The following is a 22648-nucleotide window of genomic DNA, read 5'->3' on the forward strand; positions in this document are numbered from 1 at the left end:
CCCGCCTGCCCACTGAGCGGCCGGTCCGCCGAGCGCAGGAGACACCCCGCCGGGGTCAGTGGCCGAGTTCCAGGTCGGCCGCGACCTGTCGGGCGGCCGGTGCGAGTTCGGCGTCGATCGCGGCCCAGTCCGCGACGTCGGCCTGCAGCCGGGCTGCGGTCGGCGGCAGCGCTTCGAGCATGGCGAGCCGCAGGTGGGTCGGCGGGTGCGAGCGGTCGACGGTGCCGAACTCGCGTGCGGAGAGCCGTAGCCGCCGCTCCCGTTCGAGCGCCGGTACGTCCGTGAGCTGGGCGGCGAGCTCCTCCCACGGCCCGGTGGCGGGCACCGCGGCGGCGCCGGTGTGGGTGCCCGTGCCCGTGCCGGTGCGGCGGGCCCGGCGGCCCCGTTCGGCGCGCATCCGCAGCAGGGTGGTGTCGACCGTCGCCCGCAGCATGAGGGTCCGCAGCAGCCCGAGGCCGGCCTCCGTCCCCGCGAGGTCGGCGGCGAGCCGGTCGGCACGGTACTCGGCGGCCTGGCCGGTGCGCAGCGTGAGCCGTTCGAGCAGCCCCAGCAGGGCCCGGGCCGCGAGGTTCACGGGGCGCAGCAGCAGTTGGAGGGCGGCCGAGGCGGCCAGTTCGACGAAGGTGCCGAAGGACTGCCGGTAGAGGGCGGGCCTGGTGAGTTCCTCCCACTCGTCCAGGGCGGCCAGCGCGGACCGCAGCCACAGGCCGCGGCGGCTGTCGCCGTTGACCTGGTGCCCGAGTTCGTGGCCGAGCAGGGCGAGCCGCCGGCCGGGGGCGAGCACGGCCCACAGCGGGAGTCCGAGCCGCAGCACGTTGCGCCGCCGCAGGCCGATCCGGCCGAAGCCCGCGTTGAACTCGGCGGTCACCAGCACGACGTCCACCGGCCTGCCGCCGAGCGCCTCGGCCACCCGGTCGGTCAGGGCGAAGAGCTCGGGGGCGTCGCCGCGGTACAGCCGCACGGTGTTGCGCGGCAGCCGTCCCAGCCGGGGGCGGAGGGAGTGGACGAGCGCGGCGACGAACAGGCCGAGCACCCGCAGCGGCCAGGTGGGTGCCGCGACGAGCAGGCCCAGCGCGCAGGCGGCCAGGCAGAGGGTGGTGAGGTGGACGGCGCCGGCGAGGGCGTTGGCACCGAGCCAGGCCGGGTCGCGGACGGCGGAGCGGTCGGCCGCGACCGCCGCGTACACCCGCTCGACCCGGGTCCGGACGGTGCGGCGCGCGGCCTCGTCCCGGCGCCGGCGGCGGTCGGCGCGCCGCTGTTCGCGGTCCGAGGCGGCCGGGCCGGGTGCGGGGGAGGGGTCGAGGTTCCACTCGCAGGACGGGCACCAGGTGGTGAAGCGCGGGTCGTCGGCCACCGGGGACGAGCACGCCGGGCAGAGCGCGGCGTCGGCCGCGCGGACTCGGGTCACGCCACTTGATCTTGCCACTGCGGCCGCCCGGCGGGAAGGGGGGAGCCGAGCCTTCCGGCCGGTCCGTTCCTTCCGCACGCGGGCGGCGCGTCGCAGGTGCCGACGGTCGTGGTCAGGCGGCCTGCCGTCTCGTCCGGACGGTGCTGCGGTGCGGCGCGCCGGGCTCCTCGGTGGCCGTGGTGGCGGTAGTGGCCGTGGCGACCGCGGCGCCGGTGGTGGGCGTGATCCCGTCGGTGGCGTCGGTGGCGTCGGTGGCGTCGTGCCGGTCGTGCCGGTCGTGCCGGTCGTGCCGGTCGCCGTCCGACCCGCCGGGTCGGGCCGGCAGCCGGCCGGGGAGTGCCAGCCCGGCCCCGATCGCGCCGATCGCGCAGATGCCGGCCGCCACCAGGCAGGCCAGGTGGAAGGCGTCCATGAAGGAGGTCTGGACGGCGGTCAGCAGGTCGGCCCGGCCGAGGCCCGAGGCCGTGCCGAGAGCGGACGCGACCGAGCCCTCGGCCGCCGCGGCCGTCCGGGACGGCAGTCCGGCGAAGGCGGTGTCGGCGAGCCGGCTCGCGTAGAGCGAGGTGAACACCGAACCCAGGACGGCCACGCCGAGGGTGCCGCCCGCCTCACGGGTGGCGTCGTTGACCGCGGAGCCGACCCCGGCCTTGGCCGGCGGCAGCACGCTGAGGATCGACTCGGTGGCCGGTGCCGTGGTGAGGCCGAGTCCGAGGCCGATGAGCACCATCTGGCCGACGATCCGCTCGTACGGGACGAAGGCCGGCGAGGCGGCGATCCAGGCGAAGGAGACACCCAGCAGGACGAGGCCGGCGGTGACCACCGCGCGGGTGCCCAGCCGGGCGACCAGGGCGACGCCGCCCAGCGAGCCGACGGCGATGGTCAGGGCGACCGGCAGGATGCGGACGCCGGTGGAGAGGGTGCCGTACCCGCGGATGAACTGGAAGTACTGGGTCACCAGGAAGATGAAGCCGAAGAGGGCGAAGAAGGCGAGCGTCACCGAGCCGCTGGCGGCCGAGAAGGCCGGGGTGCGGAAGAGCGACAGGTCGATCATCGGGTGGGCGCGGCCGCGTTCGATCCGTACGAAGGCCGCGGTGAGCACGGCGGTGGCGGCGAACCCGGCCAGCGTGGCGGGCGCGCCCCCGCCGCGCTCCGGCGCCTCGATGATCGTGTAGACCAGGATGCCGATCGCGGCCGAGGACGCGGCCAGCCCGGGCGGGTCCAGGCGCGCCGAACCCGGATCGCTGGACTCGGGTACCCAGACCCAGGTGGCGACCAGCGCCAGGAGGGCGACCGGCACCAGCGCCAGGAAGACCGACGGCCAGCCGAAGTGCGCCAGCAGCAGCCCGCCGACCACCGGGCCGACCGCGACGCCGAGGCCGGTGACGGCACCCCACACGCCGACCGCCTTCGCACGGGACCGGCGGTCGGGGAAGGTGTTGGTGATGATCGACAGCGTGGTCGGGAAGATGAGCGCGGCGCACGCGCCCATGGCGAACCGGACCGCCACCAGGGCGCCCGGCGACCCGACGGCACTGCCGACGGCGCTCGTCGCGGCGAACCCGGCGAGGCCGGCCAGCAGGGCGGGCCGGCGGCCGAACCGGTCGCCGAGCGAGCCCGCGCTGAGCACCAGTGCGGCGAAGGCGAGGTTGTAGCCGTCGACCACCCACTGCAGGTCACGGGTGGTGGCGTCCAGCTCGCGGCTCAGGTCGGGCAGGGCGACGTTCACGATCGTCGTGTCGAGGTTGATCGCGAACGCCGCGAGGCAGACCGTGGCGAGGACGAGGAGGCGTCGGTGAGGGGTGAGGGCGGGCATCAGCAGCTCCATCCGCCGTGCATGTTGACAGCGACAACATGCGGTGATTGACACGCTTCCACCCCGAAGTGGACAATGTCAACATCTAGCCGGAAAGGCGGTGAAACCTTGGAGAATCGGACATACCACCACGGGAATCTGCGCGAGGCGCTGATCGACGCCGGGGTGGCCCTCGCCCGCACCGGCGGTCCCTCGGCCGTGGTGCTGCGCGCCGTCAGCCGGGAGGCCGGCGTCTCGCACAACGCGGCCTACCGGCACTTCGCCGACCACCAGGACCTGCTGGCCGCCGTCGCGGTCCGCTGCATGGAACGGCTGGGCCTGCTGATGGTCCGGCGCACGGCCGAGGTCGCCGAGGACGACCCCGTGCCGCGGGCCTGGGCCAGGCTGGCCGCCATCGGCCGGGCCTACGTCGACTTCGCGCTCACCGAGCACGGCTGGTTCCGCACCGCCTTCTCCGGCGCCGCCGCGCACGGCGCCAAGCACGTCCTCGGGGATCCGGACGCGTCCCGCACCGACCCCTACACCCTGCTCGCCGCCCGCCTCGACGAACTCGTCGAGGTCGGGGAACTGCCGCCCGAGCGGCGGCCCGGCGCCGAGTACGCGGCGTGGTCCGCCGTGCACGGCCTCTCCGACCTGCTGGTCGACGGCCCGCTCCACGAACTCCCCGCCGGGGAGGTCGGGTTCGCCGTCGAGACCGTGCTCGCCGCCATCGCCCGCGGCCTCTGAGGCCGCCTGCGGCAGGCGCGGCCCGCCGGCCGGCCCGGACGAGGTCACCCGCACCGGGCGCCGCCCCCACGCGCGGGCCCGTCACAACGCGCCCACCCCGGTGGCGAGTTCCGGCGGGCGACCGGGTCCGGGGGCTCGCAGCTCGGCCGCCCGTGTGGTCGACTCGCCTGTGTGGACACCCTCTTCGCTGGCCTGGTCGCCGTCCTGGGCACACTCGTCGGCTCCGTCACCACCCACCTCTTCCAGCGCCGCGCCGCCCGGCAGGGCGAGACGGCCGCCCGCACCGAGCGGCTGCGCCAGGAACGGCTGGCCGCCTCCAGCGAGTTCGCCGCCGCTGCCAACGAGTTGAAGCGCGGCCTGATCACCGCCTGGTTCCGCCGCCGTGACGAACCGCGGGACGAACAGGCCCACCGGTCCGCACAGACCGAGGCCGACCGGCTCGGTGCCCTCGCCGAGACCGCCCGCTTCCGCCTCCGGCTGGTCACCGACGATGCGGAGGTGTGCCGGCTCGCCGGCGCGGTGCTCGATGCCACGGCGGGCCTGCACAGGGCGGCCGACCGGCGCGAAGTCGTCCGCATGGAGCGGGAGTTCGAGGCAGCGGTCGACGCCTTCCTGGCGGCGGCGGCCGGACAGGTCCGCTGACCGCCGGGCTGCCGGGCTGCCGCGCCGCGCAGGCCGGGGCGGCCCGTTCCCGGCCTCCGGATCGAGTGAACGTACGCCCCGCCCCGGCCGTGAACCGCCGGGCGCGCCTGTCACGCGCGCCGGGGGCGCCGGGCAGGTCGGCCGGGGTCAGCTGCGGGGGTGGGTCTCGTACATCCGGACCGCGACCATGAGGCCGGCGGCGGCGGTGAGTGCGGCGACGGCCCAGACGGCGGTGGTGAGGCCCCGGGCGTCGGCGAGGGCTCCGGCGAGGAGGGCCCCGACGGCGAAGCCGCCGTCGCGCCACAGCCGGTAGACGCCGACGGCGCGGGCGCGCCAGGCGGGGTGGGCGACGTCGCCGACGACGGCGAGCAGGGTCGGGTAGACCAGGGCGGTGCCGGCGCCGAGCAGGATCTGCGCGAATGCCCAGACGGAGAAGCCGGTGCCGGCGGCGACCATGGCGATCGCGGCGGACTGCAGGAGCATGCCGGCGGTGATGAGGTGCTTGCGGCCGATGCGGTCGGACCACCAGCCGGTGAGGACCTGGCCGAGCCCCCAGACGGCCGGGTAGAGGGCGGCGAGCAGGCCGATCTGCCCGATCGACAGGCCGTGCGCGGCGAACAGCAGGGGGAAGACGCCCCAGGCGAGCGCGTCGTTGAGGTTGTTGACCATGCCCGCCCAGCTGGCGGACGAGAGGGCCCTGTCGGTGAGGCTGGTGGTGCGGGCGATCTGGCCGGTGGTCAGCTCGGCGTGGTGGTGGGGATCGGCCGGGGCGGGGTGGAGGGCGGCTTCGGCGCGAGCGTGGTCGCGGGTCTCCCGGACGGCGAGGGCCGAGAGGCCGAGACCGAGGGCGGCGTAGGCGATCCCGAGGAAGAACGGCTGCGGCCGCAGCCCCGCGTGGGCGGCGACCGCGCCGGTGGCCATCGCCGTGCCCGCGAGGGCGAGGTACCCGGCGGCCTCGTTGAAGCCCATCGCGAGACCGCGGCGGGCCGGTCCGACCAGGTCGATCTTCATGATGACGGTGGTCGACCAGGTGAGCCCCTGGTTGACGCCGAGCAGCACGTTCGCGAAGACCACCCAGCCCCAGGACGGCGCCCAGATCAGCAGCAGCGGCACCGGCAGCGCCACGATCCAACCGGCGACCAGGACGGGCTTGCGCCCGTACCGGTCGGAGAGGGTGCCGGCGAAGAAGTTCGTGACGGCCTTCGTCGCGCCGAACGCGACGATGTACGTCAGCGCCGCGGTGTAGGCGGAGAGGTGGAACGTCCGGTCGGCCAGCAGCGGCAGGACGGTGCGCTCCTGGCCGAGCATGCCGCCGACCAGGGCGTTGACCGCGACGAGCAGGGAGAACTGGGCGAGGTTGGCGCGCAGGCCCAGCCGGATCCCGCCGGGTGCGGGGGCGGGCGTCGTGCTGGAACGGGTGGTCGTCACGAGCCGTCCTCCGGCCGCCGGTCGGCGCGGTCTCCGAGCGGGGTCTGGGGTGTCAGGTGTCCGTCGGCGAAGCCCATGGCGTACTCCGGCGTCGCGGTGAGGTGCGGCGAGTGGCGCTCCACCCGCAGCTACTCCTACAATATTCCATGGATTTATGGAGGAATCCATGGGAGACCCCACCCGCAAGGCCGCCCTGTTCGACGCGCTCGCCACCACCGGCAAGGCGCTGTCCAACGGCAAGCGGCTGGAGCTGCTCGACCTGCTCGCCCAGGGCGAGCGCAGCGTCGACGCGCTCGCCAAGGCCGCCGGCCTCGGCCTGACCACCGCCTCCGCGCACCTGCAGACCCTCAAGCACGCCGGCCTGGTCGCCACCCGCCGGGACGGGGTGCGCATCCACTACCGGCTCGCCGGCGACGACGTCGCCGCCCTGTACGCGCTGCTGCAGCAGGTCGCCCGCACCCACCTCGCCGCCACCGAACGGGCCCGCGCCGCCTACCTCGGCCCCGACGACACCGACCACCTCACCCGCGAGCAGCTGCTGGAGCGGGTCAGGGCCGGCACCGCCACGGTGATCGACGTCCGCCCCGCCGAGGAGTTCGCCGCCGGCCACATCCCCGGTGCCGTCTCCGTCCCCCTCGACGAGCTGGAGGCGCGCCTCGCCGAGCTGCCCGCCGACACCGAGGTCGTGGCCTACTGCCGGGGCAGCAACTGCGTGCTGTCCCACGACGCGGTCCGCCTGCTGGCCGCCCGCGGCCGCAGCGCGAAGCGGCTGGCCGACGGCATGCTCGAATGGCGCCTCGCCGCCCTGCCCGTCGAGGCGGGCGCCGCATGACCGCCGTTCCCGCGGCCGGGCGCGGGCCGGTCCTCGTGGACGGCACCGGCATGCTCTGCGTCACCCTGCTGCTGCACCTGCGACGCCGCATCGCCGACGCCCCGGCGGGGACGACCGTCCACGTCGTCGCCACCGACCCGGCCGCCCCGCTCGACCTGCCCGCCTGGTGCCACCTCACCGGGCACAGCTACCTCGGCCCCGTCCCCGACGACGCCGGCCGCGACGTGTACGCCCTGCGGCTCGCCGCGGACCCGACGCCGACGCGGCCGGACGCCCCCTGGCATCCCGCACCGGCCTGACGCCACCGCTCGCCCCGGCCGGTGTCGGACGGTGCCGGGAGGTTCCGGGCGGTGCCCGGGGCGGTGCGGCGGCATCCTGGACCTGACGGGCGGAACGGCCCGAGCGAGGTGACCGTCGTGATCGACCTGGCGTCGGAGCTGTCCGGCCTGCCGGAGGCCCGCGGAGACGCGCCCTGGCCGGGCCACGAGTACGCCAAGGGCTGGGGCGTGTTCGGCCTGCCCCTCTCGTCCGGGCACGTGCTGGCGCTACGGGCCTTCCCGGAGAGCTCCTTCGGCCCCTACCGGACGGTGTGGCACCGCACCCCGGACGGCCGGTGGTCCATCCACGTCGACGGGCCGCGTCCGGACACCGCCTGCCCGCGGTACTTCGGACCGGCCTGCGAGCACACCGGACCCGCCCGGATCCGGCTCACCTGGACGGGGCCGGCCTCACTGCGCGTGACGATGGACGCGCCCTCCCCGGACTGGTCCCTCACCGCCCGCTCCACGCCCGTCCTCGCCCTGATGAACGCCGTCGGCTCGGTGCTGCCGCTCGCGACCCGGCGCTCCGGAGCGCTGGCGCGGAGCCGGGAGCTGATGGCCCGCGCGCTCGGACTGGGCAGCGTCCGGATGACCGGCGTGATGCCCAGCGGGCACACCGGCACCCTGATGCCCGCGCGGATGTACTACGTCGCCGACTCCCGGGCCGTTCTCGACGGCACCGACCTCGGCCGACCGGTCCGGCTGCACCGCAACCCCCGCATCGGCGAGGTGCCGCTCCCCGCCCGCGGCGTCCTGGCCGTCGGCCAGGCGGCCTGGCGGATCAGGGATCCCGCCGCGTAGGAACGTCCGACCCCGCGCCGCGCCCTCGAACCGGCCGCGGCCCCGGACGTCCCCGATCTCCCGGGCCCTCCGGAACGACACAGCCAATGATCCGGACACGCCGTCCCCTGACGGGGGCGAGCTGCCGGATCGTCGGTCAGAGGGCGGTGGGCACAGGGCTTTCGTCGGGGCCGCCGTCCCGGCTCAGCGAGGTGCCGGGGCCGACCAGGCGAGCAGCATGCGCAGGGCGTCCTCCGACGCCGAGCCGGGTTCGGCGGCGTAGGTGATCAGGGCCTGGTCCGGGTCGTCGGCGGCGCGCAGCGTCTCGTACGCCAACTCCACCTCGCCCACCAGCGGGTGGTGGAACCGCTTCGTCCCGGAGGTCTTGTCCCGGACGGGGTGTTCCGCCCACATCCGGCGGAAGTCCGCGCTGCGCATGGACAGTTCGCCGATCATCCGGGCGAGCACCGGGTCGTCGGGGTGCCGTCCCGCCTCCAGGTGGAGGTAGGCGACGTTCTCCCGGGCGCAGTCGGCCCAGTCCGCGAACAGGTCGCGGGACGACGGGGCGAGGAAGGTGATCCGCGCGATGTTCCGCTCGGCCGGGTCGAGCGCGCCGTAGTCCCCGAGCAGGGCGAGCGCGGCCGGGTTCCAGGCGAGGACGTCCATCCGGCGGCCCATCACCAGGGCGGGGAAGTCGTCGAGCCCGTCGAGCAGTCGGCGCAGCATCGGCCGGACGAGCTGCGGCGCGGCGCCGGACGCCGGTGCGGTGCGCCGGCGCGGCCGGGCCAACTGGTGCAGGTGCCGGGTCTCGTCCTCGTCCAGCCGCAGTGCGCGGGCGAGGGAGTCGAGCACCCCGGCCGACGGGTTGGGCACCCGGCCCTGTTCCATCCGCGTGTAGTAGTCCACGCTGACGCCGGCGAGTTGCGCGATCTCCTCCCGGCGCAGGCCCGCGACACGGCGGGCACCGCCGTACTCGGGCAGGGCGACGTCCTGCGGTCGCAGGCGGGCCCGCCGGCTGCGCAGGAATTCGTTGAGGCCGGTCGCAGTGCTCATGCCGCCCATTGTGTCGGGGCCGCGGTAGTCGCAGCCTGGTCCTGCGAGGACCAGGCAGCGGCCCAGGGGGTTCAGCCGGTCGGGGCCTGCCAGGGCTGGAACCACGGGTCGGGCCATTGTTCGGCGGCGGCCAGCAGGGGGAACAGGGTGGCGCCGTCGATGGTCTCGCGGATGATGTCGGCGTGACCGCCGTGCCGGGAGGTCTCCTCGATCAGGTGCAGCAGCACCCAGCGGACGGACCAGTTCTTCACGTCGGCGGGGAACCAGGGCAGCCCCTGGGGGACGGGCACGGCCCGGCCGAGATCGGGGATCCCGGCGATCACCGCGTCCGTCTCCTGCGCCGCGGTCTCGTACTGGTCCAGCACGGCTGCGAGCGTCTCCTCCGCGGTGAGCGCGAACTCGGCGGAGTCGCTCTCGTCGGCCGTCCGTTGTGGGCCGCGCTGCCGCTGGAGGATGAGATCGGTCCAACCGGCCTCGCACCGTGCGGCGTGCTTGATGAGGCCGCCGATGCTCAGTTCGCTGGCGGTGGGCGTCATCCTCGCCTGGTCGTCCGTCAGCCCGTGGGCGGTGGCGCGCAGGGTCTGGCGCTGCTGGGCGAGGTAGGCGAGCAGGCCTTCGCGTTCGTCGGCGATCGGCGGTACGTGTGCGGGCATGGAGCCGACCCTCTCGCCCGGGGGAAGGGTCGGTCAACCCCTCGGTGAAAAGAACTTCATACCTTTGCGCAAGAGCGGTGGTGGGCCGCGGGCTGCGCGTTCTGCTCCTTGTACTGCTGATTCGGTGTCGGGAGCAGGGGGCTGCAAGGCCTCCGGTTCGGTGCCCGTGTACGTCGGCCACGCGAGGCAGTAGAGTCCGGCCGAAACTTGCTGCAAGAATTTGCAAAGCGAGAGGGGCCCGCCATGCCGAGAGTCGTTCCGCCCGTCGCCGACGAGCGCGCGGCGCTGACCGCCTACCTCGCCCACCAGCGGCGCTCGCTGAGGGTCACCGCCCACGGCCTGACCGAGGAACAGGCCCGCACGGCGTCCTCCGCCAGCGAGCTCAGCATCGGCGGTCTGATCAAGCACGCCGCACGGTGCGAGGCCTACTGGACCGACCTCGTCCTCCGGCGGCACCGCGACGCGCCCCGAGCGGCGGACGGGCCGGAGGCGGACGGGCCGGACGGCGACGAGTTCCGGCTCGGCCCGGACGAGACCCTCGCCGAGGTCCTGGCCGCGTACGCCGAGGCGGCCGAGCGGACGGACGAGGCGATCGCCGGTGTTCCGGACCTCGGGCAGGCCGTTCCGGTGCCCGAGGGTGCTCCCTGGATTCCCGCGGAGGTCACGGAGTGGTCGGTCCGCTGGGTCCTGCTGCACCTGATCGAGGAGACGGCGCGGCACGGCGGCCACGCCGACGTCATCCGCGAGGGCATCGACGGCGCGACCTTCGACCCGCTGCTCGCCGCGGCCGAGGCCTGGCCCGACCCCTGGATCCGGCCGTGGGAACCCCCGGCCCCGAGCGTCGGCTGACGGTCGCTCGGCCCGCCACGGCATCATGTTCCGTACTCCGAATAACCCTGTGCAGTCGCCGGATCACGGATGATAGACAGTCGGCGTGACGACGATGCTGGAATTCCCCGCCCTGCTGCAGCTGATCGACGAACGGTCCGCCGCGTTCCGTGCCGCGGTCGCCGCAGCTCCGGGCCTCGACTCGCAGGTGCCGACCTGTCCGGAGTGGACCCTGTCCGACCTGGTGGAGCACCTCGGCGGGGTGCACCGCTTCTGGGCGGCCGTCGTTGCCGCCGGGCCCGCCGACGTCCCCCCGGCCGCCCCGGAGCCAGCCCCGGCGGTGCCCCGGGGGCTCGGAGCCCTGCTGGCCTGGTCGGCCGAGTCGACCGGACTCCTGCTCGGCGCACTGCGCGAGGCCGGACCGGACCGCGCTTGCTGGACGTGGTGGGGTGCGTCCGCCTCGCCGCAGGACTCCGGCGCCGTCGCCCGGCACCAGGTCCAGGAAGCCCTGGTGCACACCTACGACGCCCAGACCACCGCGGGCCAGCCGGAGCCGCTGCCGGCGGCCGCCGCACTCGACGGTGTCGACGAGTTCCTGGCCACCTGCTGCACGACGACCAGCGCCTGGCCGTACGAGCCCGCCACCGTCGACTACCGCACGACGGAGGGCCGGTCCTGGCGCCTCGTGCTCTCCGCCGACGGCGCACGGGCCGAGCGTCTCCCGGCGTCCGGCACGGCCGGAGCGGGCGGGGACGCGGACGTGCCCACCGTCGCAGCCCTGGGCACGGCCGGCGAGCTGGTCCTCGTCCTCTACGGCCGCCTCCCGGTGGACTCCCTGAAGGTCGACGGCGACTCGCGCGTCCTCGACCTGCTCCAGGCGTGGGAGCCGGAGGACTGACGCGACCGATGAGCCGTCACCAAGGAGGCGGCGGCTCGGGCGCGCTGCTGCACCGGCTGGCCGACGCACGGGAGCCGGAGTTCCGTTCACTGGCCCGTGCGGTCGGCGCCGATCACCTGATGCCGCGTCATGACACGGCACCGGAACCGGCCCTGGTGCGACGGCTCGCGTCCGTCCCGGGGCTGCACGCGGCTGATCTCTTCGCCGCGGCGGGCGTCGCCGTGCCGGGCGACCTCGCGCCGGTCGACCAGTCGGCCGGACCACTCCTGCCCGGGCCGGTCGCCCGTGCCACGGCGCTGCCGCCCCCGCAGCGGGAGGTGCTGCGCCGGTTCGCGGCATTACTGCCGCAGGAGCGGTCCGGAGCGGCGGCGGCCGTGCCCGCGCCGGCGGCGTTCGAGGACTACCCGGCCGGCCCGGGGCGGTGCTCATGCGGACGGTCCGGAACCGGAACCTCGGACGGTCCGCGACGGCGAAGGTCCTCCTGACGGCCACCGGCCGCTACTGGTCGGCCGCGACCTACGGCAGTGCGGGCCGCGGCCGCGCCCCGCTGACCCCCGACCTGCTGGCCGACTTCGGTGCCGTGCCGGACGTGCCCGCCGGCGACCTGGCGGCGTTGACGGGCGCTCCGCCGACCGATCCGCGGCCCGTCCCGGACCCGGCGGCGGCCGGGGTGGCCGAGCTGTTGTGGGCCGTGCGGCGGCTCACCGCCGAACGGACCCGGGAGGTCGTCCGGCCGGCCGAGTCCCTGCGCGACCGACCCGAGGGGCACCGGGACGCGGTGCTCCCCGGGTAGGGTCGGCCCGTGGCCGCCTTCGTCCCGTACCTGCTGACCCTGGCCGTACTGGCCGTGCTGATGGGGTGCTTCGGCGGGCTCGCCGTCCTCGTGCGCCGCCGAGGGCTGGCCGGCGCCGCCGTCCGTGCGGCCGTCGCCGCGTACGAGGAGGCGTACCACCCGAGCGGGCGGGACACCCACATCGAGATCCTCGCGCAGGCGGAGCGCCGGGCGCCGACCGCGCTGCCCGGCACGCCCCGGGGCGACTCCGGGCCGCTCGCGGAACGCATCCGCCCGCAACCCGGCCGGCCCCGTCGCAGGGGCGGCCGACTCGCCGCCCTGTGGCACCGCGGCCGCCGCCGACCGTCCGGCCGCTGAACGATCCACCGCCGCAACCCGATTGGGCGCACCCCGCCTCGACGCACCCCGATTCGACGCACGCCGAAACTCGGGCAAGGCCCTGCGGCGGGTTCGACCGCGGGGCGGACTGCCGCGGTCGGCACGGGAATGGACTGCCCTGCTGTCGCTTCCCCGTGATATGTACTCCGTTCGAGTGATCGTCGTACACGGCCCACTCACCTGTGCAGAAGCACCTGTGGACACGAACGTGTGCCGCGGCCGGACGGGGCCGGCGGCACGGAGGGGGCTGCCGCCATGTCGATTCTCGGACGGCTGCTGGGACGCCGGTCCCGCGGCGGGGGAGCCGCACTCGCGGTGGACCCGGCGCACGGCGACGAGGAACTCCGCGGCCTGCAGGCCCGGGCCGCCGCCGGTGACTGGCCGGCGGTCCGCGCCGGCCTCGACGCCGTCGCGGACGAGGCGGACCGGACGTGGCTGATCGCCCAGCTCGCCGAGACCGCCGGCAGTGAGACCTGGCTGGCCGCGGCGGTCGCCGCCGAACCGGACTCCGCCCTGCCGCTGCTGCTCGCCGGCGCCCGCCAGATCTCCTGGGCCTGGGAGGCCCGCACCGGAGCCCGCGCCCAGCACGTCGGCCGCGAGCAGTGGCAGGTGTTCGGCGAGCGGCTGGAGAAGGCCGAGGAGCAGCTGTACGACGTCGCCGAGCGCGAGCCGGGCTGGCTCGCCCCCTGGTACTTCCTGCAGATCAGCGCCCGCGGCGCCTCCCTCGGCCCGGACGCCGCCCGGTACCGCTTCGAGGCCGCGCTGCGCCGCCGCCCCGACCACCTCGGCTCGCACCGGCAGCGGCTGCAGCAGCTCTGCCGCAAGTGGGGCGGCTCCCACGAGGAGATGCACGACTTCGCCCGGACGGCCACGCTTGCCGCACCGGAGGGCAGCCCGCTCGGCGAACTCGTCGCCCTGGCCCACATCGAGCACTGGCTCGACCTCGACAGCGGCGAGGACCGTGCGTACATCACCCGGCAGGCCGTCAGGGACGAACTGTACGAGGCCGCCAAGCGTTCCGTGCTGCACCCGGCGTACGTCCGGGGGCGCGGCTGGCCCGGCGCGTTCAACACCTTCGCGATGGCGTTCTCGCTGGCGGGTCAGCCGGTCACGGCGAACGTGCTGTTCCGCGAGCTCGGCGACACGGTGACGGAGTTCCCCTGGGCGTACCTCGACGCCGACCCCGTCGAGGCCTTCCGGACCTGCCGCACCGCCGCCGCCCGCGCCGGGGGCTGACGTCCCGACCCGGCCGTCCGGCACCCCCGCTGCCCGACAGCGCGCCGGGCCGCCGCACCGCCCCGCAGCCGTCCCCCTCGCCGCCGAACCGAAAGAGCCCCGATCCGGTGTCAACCGACAGCACTCCCCGCGACCCGAACACCGCAGCCCCCGGCGCCGCCCCGACCGCCCACACCTTCCAGGTCGACCTGCGCGGCCTGGTCGACCTGCTCTCCCACCACCTCTACTCCAGCCCCCGCGTCTACCTGCGCGAGCTGCTGCAGAACGCGGTCGACGCGATCTCCGCCCGCCGTGCCGCGGACCCGGACGCCCCCGCCCGGATCACCGTCCGGGCCGACGGCGACCTGACCGTCACCGACACCGGCATCGGACTCACCGAGGCCGACGTGCACACCTTCCTCGCCACCATCGGCCGCAGCTCCAAGCGCACCGCCGACGGCGGCCTCGACAACTCCGGCCTGGCGGCGGCCCGCAGCGACTTCATCGGCCAGTTCGGCATCGGCCTGCTCGCCTGCTTCGTGGTCGCCGACGAGATCACCGTCGTCAGCCGCTCCGCCAAGAGCCCGGACGCGCCCGTCGTCGAGTGGCGCGGCCACTCCGACGGCCGCTACACCATCACCACCCTGCCCGCGTCGGCGAAGCCCGAGCCCGGCACCACCGTGCACCTCACCCCGCGCCCCGACGCCGCCCGCTGGACCCGCCACGACCAGGTCGTCGAACTCGCCCGCCACTACGGCAGCCTGCTGCGCCACGAGGTCACCGTCACCGACGCCCGCGGCACCGCCACCCGGATCGACGCCCCCGCACCCTGGGACGTCCGGCACGGCTCCCCGCTCGCCCGCCGCGAGGCGCTGAACGCCTACTGCCGGGACACCTTCGACTTCACCCCGCTCGACACCATCGAGCTCGACCTGCCGCTGGTCGGACTGCGCGGCGCCGCCTACGTGCTGCCCGACGCCGCGCCGCCCTCGCGCCGGGCGGGCCACCGGGTCCACCTCAAGGGCATGCTGGTCTCCGACCAGGCCGACGACCTGCTGCCGGACTGGGCGTTCTTCGTCCGCTGCGTCGTCGACGCGGACGGCCTGCGCCCCACCGCCTCCCGCGAGGGCCTGTACGCCGACGAGACGCTCGCCGCCGTCCGCGAGGCCTGCGGCGCCCGGATCCGCGACTGGCTGACCGGCCTGTCCGCCAGCGACCCGGCCCTCCTGCACCGCTTCATCGGCGTCCACCACCTGGCCGTCAAGGCGCTCGCCCGCTACGACGACGAGCTGCTGCGGATGCTGCTGCCCTGGCTGCCCTTCGAGACCACAGACGGCAACGTCACCCTCGACGAGTTCGCCCGCGCCCACCCGGTGATCCTGGTCGCCCGCACCGTCGAGGAGTTCCGCCAGGTCGCGCCGATCGCCGGCGCCGCCGGCCTCGGCGTCGTCAACGGCGGCTACACCTACGACAGCGACCTCGTGCACCGGCTGCCCGAGATCCGGCCCGGCACCTCCGTCGCCGACCTCGACCCGGGCACCGTCACCGCCCACCTGGACACCGTCGACCCGTCCGCCGAACTCGCCGCCGCCGCCTTCCTCGCCACCGCCCGCGAGGTCGTCGGCCGCTTCGACTGCGACGTCGCACTGCGCAGCTTCCACCCCGCCAGCGCGCCCGCCCTGCTGCTCGACAACCGCGAGGCCCGGCACGAGCGCACCCGGGCCCGCCTCGCCGACGAGGCCGACGGCCTGTGGGCGGACATCCTCGGCTCGCTGCGCGCCGAGGTGCCGCGGGCGCAGCTCGTCCTCAACCACCTCAACCCGCTGGTGCGGCGCGCCGCCACCATCCCCGGCAAGGAGCTCGCGGTGATCGCCGCCGAGGCCCTCTACGGGCAGGCCGTGCTGCTCACCCGCCGCCCGCTGACCGCGGGCGAGAGCGCCCTGCTCAACCGGTCGTTCCTCGGCCTGCTCGACCACGCCATGCTCGGCCGCGACGCCGCCGACCCGCAGAAGGAGTCCTGATGACGGACACCCCCGAGGCGCTCACCGAGGCGCTGCGCGCCAACGACGCCCGCCCCTACGGCCGTTCGCGCACCGTCACCGCCGAGGAACTCGCCGAGGCCGCCGAGCAGTTCCCCGACCACCGCGAACTCCAGGTGCTCGCCCTGATGGACCTGATGGAGGCCTACGAGTACGACGGCGAGCCCCGCAAGGCCCCCGTCGTCTTCGCCCGGATCCTCAAGCTCTGGGACACCCACCCCGACGACTTCAACGAGTGGGCCCGCCTCCAGGTGTTCTGGCGGTTCAAGTGGGTCGCGTCCGCGCTGCTCTCCACCCCGGACGTGCCGCTGGACGCGATCCGGCGCTGGCACGACGAGATGCGCAGCCGCTACACCGCCGCAGACCACGGCCTGCAGCCGTACTACGCGCAGCGGTACCACCTCGCGGCGCACACCGGTGACGCCGCCGACGACGCCTTCGACCTGTGGGCGACCCGGCCGCGCTCGCAGATGAGCGACTGCACCGCCTGCGAGATCCGCGCCCGGGCCCGCCACCACGCCGCCCGCGGCGACGACGCCCGCGCCCTGCGGGAGTGGCAGCCGGTGCTCGGCGGCGACAGCACCTGCTCCGAGGAGCCGTGGACCAGCCACGCCTGGGCGCTGTTGCCGCTGCTGCGCGAGGGCCGGCTCGACGAGGCCCGCTCCAGCCACCTGGTCGGCTACCGCGGTGCCCGCGGCAAGTCCGGCACGGCGAGCCAGATCGGCCTGCACCTGGAGTTCTGCGCGCTCTCGGGCAACGAACCGCGCGGTCTGGAGATCCTCGCCGAGAACCGCGGCCTGTTCGACGGGCACGGCGACCCGTACGCCCGGCTGGGCTTCCTCGTCGGCGTCGAGATCCTCACCGCCCGCCTCGCCGCGCTCGGCCACGGCGAGCTGCCCGCCGCCGGCCCCGCCGGGCGGAACTGGACGGTCGACACGCTGCACGCCCACGTCGCGGCCGAAGCCGAGCAGTCGGCCGCCCGCTTCGACGCCCGCAACGGCACCACCGCGGTCGGCGACGGCCGCCGGGCCCGCCTCGCCCGCACCCCGCTGCTCGACCGGCCGCTCGCGCTCGGCGTGCGGGCCGCCGGGCAGGTGCCCGTGCCGGCCGCCGCCCCGGTGGTCCGGCCCGAAACGGCGCCCGTGCCCGAGGACTTCGCCGAACTCGTCCTGCGCGCCCGGGAACTCGACCGGGTCGACCACCCCGACGCCGACGCGCTGTGGGACCGGATCGCCGCCGCCGTCGACGCAGAGGGCCACGTCCACCCCGACCACCCGGAACTCGGGCCCGCCGAACGGGTGCGGGGCAACCTCGCCGACCGCCGCGCCCAGCAGGCCTTCGAGGCCGACGACTGGCGGACGGCCCGCACCGAACTCCTCACCGCCGCCGAGCTGTACGAGAGCGCCGGACTGCCGGGCCGGGCCCTGGTCATGCGCACCCGGGCCGCCGTCGCCCACCTCGGCGAGGACGAGGACGGCGCCCGCCCCGACTGGCCCGCCCTCGACGAGGCGCTGGACCACGCCGACGCCTTCGCCGCCCGGGCCGCCCGGGCCGGGGAGGAGCAGGGCAAGGACGCCGCCGAGGACCGGCTGGCCGTGCTGCACAGCCTCACCTTCGCCGCCTACCAGGAGCTGGTCGCCGCCCTGCCGGAACCGTCCGGGGAGGTGGCCGCCCGCTTCGAGGGGCTGCTCGACTCCTACCGCACCGCGAGCACCGGGCTCGGTCTGCCGCTGCGCATCGCCACCGCCCGCCAGTACGCCGCCGACGTCGCCGCCCGGCAGGGCCGGATGGCCGAGGCGCGCGCCGGACTGGAGGCCTCGATCGAGCAGTTGGAACAGGACGGGCTGCCCTGGCGCACCCCCCGCCCGCTCGGCCTGCTCGGCCAGATCGAGCTGATGACCGGTGAGCACGCCCGCGCGGCCGGGGTCCTGCAGCGGGCGATCGCCGAGGCCGTCCGCTGGCGCGACACCTCCTTCCCCTACGGCCCGACCTACGCGATGCTCGGCCACGCCTGCGAGCACACCGGCGACCCGGCCGGCGCCGTCCGCGCGCTCACCGAGGCCGCCGACCGCTTCGACCGCGCCGGCAAGGCCGAGGACGCGGCGAGCGCCCGGATGCACCTCGCCTCGGTGCTGCGCGACAGCGGGCGGCCCGGCGACGCGGTCGCCGTCCTGGAGTCGCTGCTGCTGGAGACGGACACGGACGGCTTCGACGAGCGGGCGCGCGCCCAGGTCCGGCTCGACCTGGCCCGCGGCCTGCTCGGCCTGGAGGAGTACCGCGAGGCCGCCGAGCACTACCTGCTGCTCGCCGACCGGTCCGCCGGCTGGGAGGACGGCCGGGACATCCACACCATGGTCGCCTGCGAGGCCACCGTCGCCCTCGCCGAGGCCGGCCGCTGGGAGGCCGCCGACACCGCCCGCACCCGCGCCCTCGCCGCGCACGCCGCCGCACCCCGCGCCGACCAGGTCTGCGACATGCTGCAGCAGCTGGCCCGGCTCACCGTGCAGGCCCGCGGCGAGGACGGCCTGGACGAGGCGCTGGCCCGGCTCGACGAGGCCGACGAGGTCGTCACCGGTGCCGAGGCCGACGGCCACCCCGTCACCGCCTGGTACCAGCGCGGCCTCGGCCACTACGAGCGGGCCCGCTGCTACGCCTTCACCGACCGGGCCGAGGAGGGCCTGGCCGCCGCGGAGGCGGCCGTCGCCGCCCACGAGGCAGGCGGCACGGACGGCGAGGAGCCGCGCGCCGAGGCCCTGCGGATGGCCGCCCTGATCGAGGGCCGCAGCCTCGGCCGCACCGAGGCCGCCCGCGCGCGACTCGCCGACGGCATCCGCCGCTGCGAACGGGCCGGCCTGCCCGACGCGGCCCGGGTCCTCGCCGCCCTCGGCGACCGGCTCGCCGCCGAGGCCGGCGCGTCCTGACGCACCGTGGCCCGGCGGCATCCCCGCCGGGCCACGGCCGCCCCGCCGCTCCGCCCCGCCCCGCCGCTCCGGCGGGGCAGACTGGCCGCATGACGGATCCTTCGGACGGCCGGCGCGTCCCCGCCGAGCTGCAGCCCTACCTCGACGAACTGGTCCGCCGCACCCGCGCGGTGTGCGGGCCGCGGCTGACCGGGGTCTACGCGGTCGGCTCGGTCGCGCTCGGGGACTACCGGCACGGGCGCAGCGACGTGGACGTCGCCGTGGTCGTCGATCCCGCGCTGCCCGCCGGCGCGCTCCGCGAACTCGCCGCGGAACTGGCCCACCCGGCCCTGCCCTGCCCGGCGACCGGGCTAGAACTGGTCGTCTACGGCACCGACGTCGCGGGCGGCCCGGCCGGGCGGGCCGGGTACCTGCTCGACCTCAACACCGGCCCGCTGCTGCCCGAGCGGGCGAGCTTCGACCCGGCGGGGGCGACGGCCTTCTGGTACGTCGTCGACCGCGCCGTCGCCCACCAGTCGGGCCTGGCACTGCTCGGCCGGCCGGCACCGGAGGTGATCGCCGCCCCGACCCGGGCCGACGTCCTCGCCGCGCTCGCGGCCGCCGTCCGCGAACACGCCGAGGGCGAGGGCCACCTCCCGGACAACCGGGTGCTCAACGGCTGCCGCGCGGCCGCGTACTGCCGCACCGGCCGCTGGCTGCCCAAGCGCCGCGCCGCACAGGAGACCGCCGCCGCCGAGCCGGCCTTCCGAGCGCTGATCGACGCGGCCCTGGACAGCTACGACCGGCCCCGCGCCGAGGCCCGCCCGCTGCCCCCGGCCGAGGTGCGCGCCCTCCTCGACCGGGTCGGCGACCTGGTGGCACAGACGGCCGCCGGAGACGCCCCGCGCTGACCTGTCCCGCGCCGACGGGCCGCGGCGGTCGCGGTCCGCCGGTTCTGGGGACAGACGCGGGTTTGTTCCGGCGATAAAGGCAGTTGATCACCGCATATAGTGGGGCCGTCCGGGACCTTCGGACGTGCGGGCGGGAGGGTGGATGCTGGCGGTGGACGTCCGGCAGTCGCTGCGCGGCGGCGACACGGTCGAGCAGGCGGCGGGCCGCGGCTGGCGGTTCGCGGCCCAGACCGTCGCCGAGCACGGGGACTTCCTGCTGGCCTTCGTCGACGGCGGCGTCTGCGTGGGCGCGTTCGAGATCCGCGCAGCCGCGGACGACCCGGCGACCGGCCGCTACCGCTTCGACCTGGCACCCGCCGCACGCTTCCGGTGGGCCCTCGGGCAGCGGCTGCCGCTGCCGCCCGGCCGCAACCCCGCCCGCATCCTCGCGGGCACCGCCCTGCGCGAGTTCCTCGACGCCGCACCGCCCGCCGCCGCGGCGGCCACCCACCACGCCCCGCAGGAGACGCCGTGACGGAGGCACCCGACCCCATCGACGTGCTGCTCGGCGCGGGGCCGCGCCGCGCCGTTACCCTGCCCGACCCGGCGGAGCGCCTGCGGCTGCGCCTCGGCTACGGACTGAACAAGGCCGAGACGGCCAAGGCCCTCGGCGTGAGCGCAGGCACCTTCGCCGCCTGGGAGTCCGGACAGCGGGACCCGCAGGGCGAGAGCCGCGCCGCGTACGCCCGCCTGCTTGAGGGCATGTCCGCCCGCCTGGGCCCCGCCGAGCCCCCCACGGCCGCCCCGCCCGGGCACGGGGATGCCCCTACCTCGGAGCTCGGTGCACTCGGGACCGAAGTGCCCGTTCCGTCCGGGCCTGCCGCTGTCCGGTCCAGGCTCGGGCCCGGGGACGCCGCACCGGCCTCGGCGCCCGGGCCCGAGCAGCCCGCGATGCAGCCTGAGCCTGCTGCTGCCCCGGCGACGGCACCCGTCAGTGGGCTGCCCGCCGGGCACGCGCAGGCGTTGACGTTGGATCAGCTCCCCTCGGGCGAGCTGGTCCTGGAGCCTCCGGCGGCGTGCGTGCGGTGCGGGCGTCCGACGCCGTACCGCTCGGGCGGTCGGCCGATCCACATGGGCGGCTGGTCCACTCCGGCGGCGGCCCCGGTGCAGCCCTCCGTCCCGGAGGCCGCGCCGCATCCCACCCCGCGCCGCGCCCCGCAGGTCCGGCCCGCCCCGCAGGTCCGGTCCGCCCCGCAGGTCCGGCCCGCCGGGCAGCGTCCGTCCGCCGCGAAGCGCCCGCCCGCCGCCCGGCCCGCTGCCGCGCAGGCCCCGGCCGACTGGGAGCGGGCCGCGGCCGCCCGCTTCCCCGCGGGCCCGCTCGCCGTGGTCGACAGCACGCCCACCGGCAAGGGCCTGCTGGCCGTCCTGGTGGACGGCAGCACCGTGGACGTCCCGGCGCGCACCCTGCCCGACCTGGTGGCCTGGGCCCTCGGTGCCGGCCTCGGCTCGCCGCGGCTGCACCGGCACGGCAAGGACGGCGACCCGCTGGTCGTTCTCACCGATGCCGCAGCCACCGACCTCGGCCTGCCGCCGGCCGGTCGGGCCAAGGGCGACTTCGACGCACGCGGCAACCGGCTGCCGGAGACCCACCGCGTCGTCAAGGCCCTGGCCAAGGAAGGCTGGCTGCTGACGCAGCGCGGCCTCGGCCCGTGGGCCCGGATCTACCGCACGCCGGAGGGCGGCCGCCGCGAGTGCGTGCAGCTGTGCGTGCCGCTGTGGGGCGCCCTGGCCACCGGCGGCTGGGCCGTTCCGGCGGACACCACCGCGGCGGGGCTGGCCCGGCTGCTCGGCCGGTACGCGGCGGAGGTCCTCACCCCCCGCGGCTCCACCGCCGTCTCCGGTCTGGAGCTGATGACGGCGCTGCGCCCGCCGACCCAGGCGGTGCGCACCGACGCCGGGTGGACGTCGGGGCCGGTGCCCGGTTCGCTGACCGAGGCGGTCGACCCGGCGCCGCCGGGGGCCCCGGACGAGCACCCGGTCGCCGAGGGCCGTGCGCCCGGACCCGAGCACGTCCTCGACGAGGAGGCCTGGGACTGGTTCCGGCCGCTCGACCGGATCGGCGCGGACGAGCGGGGTGCCCCGTACGCCGTCGGCCTGGACGTCAACACCGCCTTCCTGTCGGCGGCCGGGCGGCTGTCGGTCGGTCTGTCCGAGCCAGTCCACGAGCTGAACCCGGTCTTCGACCGGGAGCTGCCGGGCTGCTGGCTGGTCGACCTCTCCGGCCTCGCCCTGGACCCGCGGCTGCCCAACCCCTTCACCCCGACCGGCGAGCCGCCGACCGGCCCGGCCTGGTACGCCACCCCGACGGTGGCCTACGCGGTGGAGCTCGGCGCCGACGTCCGGCCGGCGGAGGGCTGGCTGCGGCACGTGTCGGGCCCGTACCTCGACCCGTGGCACAAGCGGTTGCGCGACGCGTACGTCGCCGTCATGCAGCGGCTCGGCGTTCCGCTGGACCTCGCCGATCAGGACCCGCAGGCCTTCCTGGACGCGATGGCCGCGCTCGGCACGGACGGCGACCCCGTCGACCTCGCCGTGCTGGCGGCGGTCAAGCAGACCGCGAAGGGCGGTATCGGCAAGCTCCGCGAGCGCCCGCGCGGGCACGGCTACCGGCCGGGCATGCGCTGGGCGGCGCTGGAACGCCCGACCTGGCGGCCGGACGTCCGGGCGGCCGTCATCGCGACCGCCCGGGTCAACTTCCACCGCAAGCTGCGGCGCACCGCGGAGGCGACCGGCCGCCACCCGATCGGTGTGCTGTCCGACTGCGCCGTCTACCCGGCCGCCGGCCCGTCCGCGCTGGACGTGCTGCCGTACGGGCCGGACGGCCGGCCGGTGCCGGGCGTGCTCCGGCTCGGAGCCAGCCCGGGGCACGTGAAGTCCGAGGGCGTGCGGCAGATGCCCGAGGTGCTGGCGCTGGTCGCCGAGGGGATCAATCCGGCGCGCCACATCAAGGCGGGCACGGACGCGGTGGCCGACGGCGAGTAGTCCGCGGCAG

At 76.2% G+C, this 22648-nt stretch carries 22 protein-coding genes; 16 read left to right on the top strand and 6 right to left on the bottom strand.

Features of this window, described 5'->3' with window-relative positions:
- Positions 1–55 precede the first annotated feature (55 nt).
- Entirely contained in the window at positions 56–1408 is a 1353-nt protein-coding gene (locus IE98_RS0112550) for a M48 family metallopeptidase (protein WP_030268227.1), read from the bottom strand.
- 112 nt (positions 1409–1520) lie between these two features.
- Complete coding sequence (locus IE98_RS0112555; protein WP_199922901.1) at positions 1521–3233, bottom strand: MFS transporter; 1713 nt, start codon at positions 3231–3233, stop codon at positions 1521–1523.
- A gap of 96 nt (positions 3234–3329) precedes the next feature.
- Here IE98_RS0112555 and IE98_RS0112560 point away from each other — a divergent pair, with 96 nt between their 5' ends.
- On the top strand, positions 3330–3947 hold the full coding sequence (locus IE98_RS0112560) for a TetR/AcrR family transcriptional regulator (RefSeq protein WP_043174015.1): 618 nt from the start codon (positions 3330–3332) through the stop codon (positions 3945–3947).
- A 171-nt stretch (positions 3948–4118) separates the two neighbouring features.
- Positions 4119–4589 (top strand): hypothetical protein, encoded by a 471-nt coding sequence (locus tag IE98_RS0112565; protein WP_030268232.1) that lies wholly within the window; start codon positions 4119–4121, stop codon positions 4587–4589.
- A gap of 147 nt (positions 4590–4736) precedes the next feature.
- Here IE98_RS0112565 and IE98_RS0112570 read toward each other — a convergent pair whose 3' ends face one another.
- Positions 4737–6017: an MFS transporter gene (locus IE98_RS0112570; RefSeq protein WP_030268234.1), complete on the bottom strand. Its 1281-nt coding sequence runs from the start codon at positions 6015–6017 to the stop codon at positions 4737–4739.
- Complete coding sequence (locus IE98_RS51925) at positions 6014–6139, bottom strand: hypothetical protein (RefSeq protein ID WP_267882334.1); 126 nt, start codon at positions 6137–6139, stop codon at positions 6014–6016. The genes IE98_RS0112570 and IE98_RS51925 overlap by 4 nt, the downstream gene beginning before the upstream one ends.
- 44 nt (positions 6140–6183) lie before the next feature.
- Between IE98_RS51925 and IE98_RS0112580 the strand changes: the two genes are divergently transcribed.
- From IE98_RS0112580 to IE98_RS0112590, 3 genes are all read left to right on the top strand, one after another.
- A complete protein-coding gene (locus IE98_RS0112580) occupies positions 6184–6849 on the top strand; it encodes an ArsR/SmtB family transcription factor (RefSeq protein WP_030268236.1) in 666 nt (221 codons plus the stop codon).
- Positions 6846–7148 carry a sulfurtransferase TusA family protein gene (locus IE98_RS0112585; protein ID WP_030268238.1) on the top strand — a complete coding sequence of 101 codons (303 nt, stop codon included), beginning with the start codon at positions 6846–6848 and terminating at the stop codon, positions 7146–7148. The genes IE98_RS0112580 and IE98_RS0112585 overlap by 4 nt, the downstream gene beginning before the upstream one ends.
- A 117-nt stretch (positions 7149–7265) precedes the next feature.
- Positions 7266–7970, top strand: coding sequence for a hypothetical protein (locus IE98_RS0112590; protein ID WP_199922903.1), 705 nt, complete (start codon positions 7266–7268; stop codon positions 7968–7970).
- Between the two features lie 183 nt (positions 7971–8153).
- Here IE98_RS0112590 and IE98_RS0112595 read toward each other — a convergent pair whose 3' ends face one another.
- Together IE98_RS0112595 and IE98_RS0112600 are read right to left on the bottom strand one after the other, a co-directional pair.
- Positions 8154–9002, bottom strand: a complete 849-nt coding sequence (locus IE98_RS0112595; RefSeq protein ID WP_078660976.1) for a helix-turn-helix transcriptional regulator — start codon at positions 9000–9002, stop codon at positions 8154–8156.
- A 71-nt stretch (positions 9003–9073) separates the two neighbouring features.
- Positions 9074–9655, bottom strand: a complete 582-nt coding sequence (locus tag IE98_RS0112600) for a DinB family protein (RefSeq protein WP_030268243.1) — start codon at positions 9653–9655, stop codon at positions 9074–9076.
- Between the two features lie 243 nt (positions 9656–9898).
- On the opposite strand from IE98_RS0112600, the gene IE98_RS0112605 reads away from it, so the two are divergent.
- From IE98_RS0112605 to tap, 11 genes are all read left to right on the top strand, one after another.
- Positions 9899–10504, top strand: coding sequence for a DinB family protein (locus IE98_RS0112605; protein ID WP_030268245.1), 606 nt, complete (start codon positions 9899–9901; stop codon positions 10502–10504).
- Between the two features lie 94 nt (positions 10505–10598).
- The gene (locus IE98_RS0112610; protein ID WP_030268247.1) at positions 10599–11381 is read left to right on the top strand and encodes a maleylpyruvate isomerase family mycothiol-dependent enzyme; all 783 of its coding nucleotides are present in this window, start codon (positions 10599–10601) and stop codon (positions 11379–11381) included.
- An 8-nt stretch (positions 11382–11389) separates the two neighbouring features.
- Complete coding sequence (locus IE98_RS0112615) at positions 11390–11866, top strand: hypothetical protein (protein WP_030268249.1); 477 nt, start codon at positions 11390–11392, stop codon at positions 11864–11866.
- Positions 11809–12174: a hypothetical protein gene (locus tag IE98_RS0112620; RefSeq protein ID WP_030268251.1), complete on the top strand. Its 366-nt coding sequence runs from the start codon at positions 11809–11811 to the stop codon at positions 12172–12174. The genes IE98_RS0112615 and IE98_RS0112620 overlap by 58 nt, the downstream gene beginning before the upstream one ends.
- Before the next feature lie 9 nt (positions 12175–12183).
- Entirely contained in the window at positions 12184–12531 is a 348-nt protein-coding gene (locus IE98_RS44530; protein WP_234443520.1) for a hypothetical protein, read from the top strand.
- A 276-nt stretch (positions 12532–12807) separates the two neighbouring features.
- On the top strand, positions 12808–13788 hold the full coding sequence (locus tag IE98_RS0112630) for a hypothetical protein (protein ID WP_234443521.1): 981 nt from the start codon (positions 12808–12810) through the stop codon (positions 13786–13788).
- 107 nt (positions 13789–13895) lie between these two features.
- Positions 13896–15788, top strand: coding sequence for an HSP90 family protein (locus IE98_RS0112635; protein ID WP_030268257.1), 1893 nt, complete (start codon positions 13896–13898; stop codon positions 15786–15788).
- Positions 15788–18727: a hypothetical protein gene (locus tag IE98_RS0112640; RefSeq protein ID WP_030268260.1), complete on the top strand. Its 2940-nt coding sequence runs from the start codon at positions 15788–15790 to the stop codon at positions 18725–18727. The genes IE98_RS0112635 and IE98_RS0112640 overlap by 1 nt, the downstream gene beginning before the upstream one ends.
- A gap of 89 nt (positions 18728–18816) precedes the next feature.
- Positions 18817–19617 carry an aminoglycoside adenylyltransferase domain-containing protein gene (locus IE98_RS0112645; RefSeq protein WP_030268262.1) on the top strand — a complete coding sequence of 267 codons (801 nt, stop codon included), beginning with the start codon at positions 18817–18819 and terminating at the stop codon, positions 19615–19617.
- Positions 19618–19759: 142 nt separating this feature from the next.
- Positions 19760–20131, top strand: coding sequence for a hypothetical protein (locus tag IE98_RS0112650; protein WP_052390452.1), 372 nt, complete (start codon positions 19760–19762; stop codon positions 20129–20131).
- Positions 20128–22638 (top strand): telomere-associated protein Tap, encoded by a 2511-nt coding sequence (tap, locus tag IE98_RS44535; protein WP_052390453.1) that lies wholly within the window; start codon positions 20128–20130, stop codon positions 22636–22638. The genes IE98_RS0112650 and tap overlap by 4 nt, the downstream gene beginning before the upstream one ends.
- The last annotated feature ends 10 nt before the right edge of the window (positions 22639–22648 follow it).

This window comes from Streptomyces sp. NRRL B-24484 (assembly GCF_000717715.1).
GTDB lineage: Bacteria > Actinomycetota > Actinomycetes > Streptomycetales > Streptomycetaceae > Kitasatospora.

Coding starts and splice junctions, on each gene's coding strand:
- IE98_RS0112630 (WP_234443521.1), top strand. CDS start 12,808: ATGTCGATTCTCGGACGGCTGCTGGGACGCCGGTCCCGCGGCGGGGGA.
- IE98_RS0112620 (WP_030268251.1), top strand. CDS start 11,809: ATGCGGACGGTCCGGAACCGGAACCTCGGACGGTCCGCGACGGCGAAG.
- IE98_RS0112615 (WP_030268249.1), top strand. CDS start 11,390: ATGAGCCGTCACCAAGGAGGCGGCGGCTCGGGCGCGCTGCTGCACCGG.
- IE98_RS0112650 (WP_052390452.1), top strand. CDS start 19,760: ATGCTGGCGGTGGACGTCCGGCAGTCGCTGCGCGGCGGCGACACGGTC.
- IE98_RS0112580 (WP_030268236.1), top strand. CDS start 6,184: ATGGGAGACCCCACCCGCAAGGCCGCCCTGTTCGACGCGCTCGCCACC.
- IE98_RS0112610 (WP_030268247.1), top strand. CDS start 10,599: ATGCTGGAATTCCCCGCCCTGCTGCAGCTGATCGACGAACGGTCCGCC.
- IE98_RS0112595 (WP_078660976.1), bottom strand. CDS start 9,002: ATGAGCACTGCGACCGGCCTCAACGAATTCCTGCGCAGCCGGCGGGCC.
- IE98_RS0112555 (WP_199922901.1), bottom strand. CDS start 3,233: ATGGAGCTGCTGATGCCCGCCCTCACCCCTCACCGACGCCTCCTCGTC.
- IE98_RS0112645 (WP_030268262.1), top strand. CDS start 18,817: ATGACGGATCCTTCGGACGGCCGGCGCGTCCCCGCCGAGCTGCAGCCC.
- IE98_RS0112640 (WP_030268260.1), top strand. CDS start 15,788: ATGACGGACACCCCCGAGGCGCTCACCGAGGCGCTGCGCGCCAACGAC.
- IE98_RS0112585 (WP_030268238.1), top strand. CDS start 6,846: ATGACCGCCGTTCCCGCGGCCGGGCGCGGGCCGGTCCTCGTGGACGGC.
- IE98_RS0112605 (WP_030268245.1), top strand. CDS start 9,899: ATGCCGAGAGTCGTTCCGCCCGTCGCCGACGAGCGCGCGGCGCTGACC.
- IE98_RS0112600 (WP_030268243.1), bottom strand. CDS start 9,655: ATGCCCGCACACGTACCGCCGATCGCCGACGAACGCGAAGGCCTGCTC.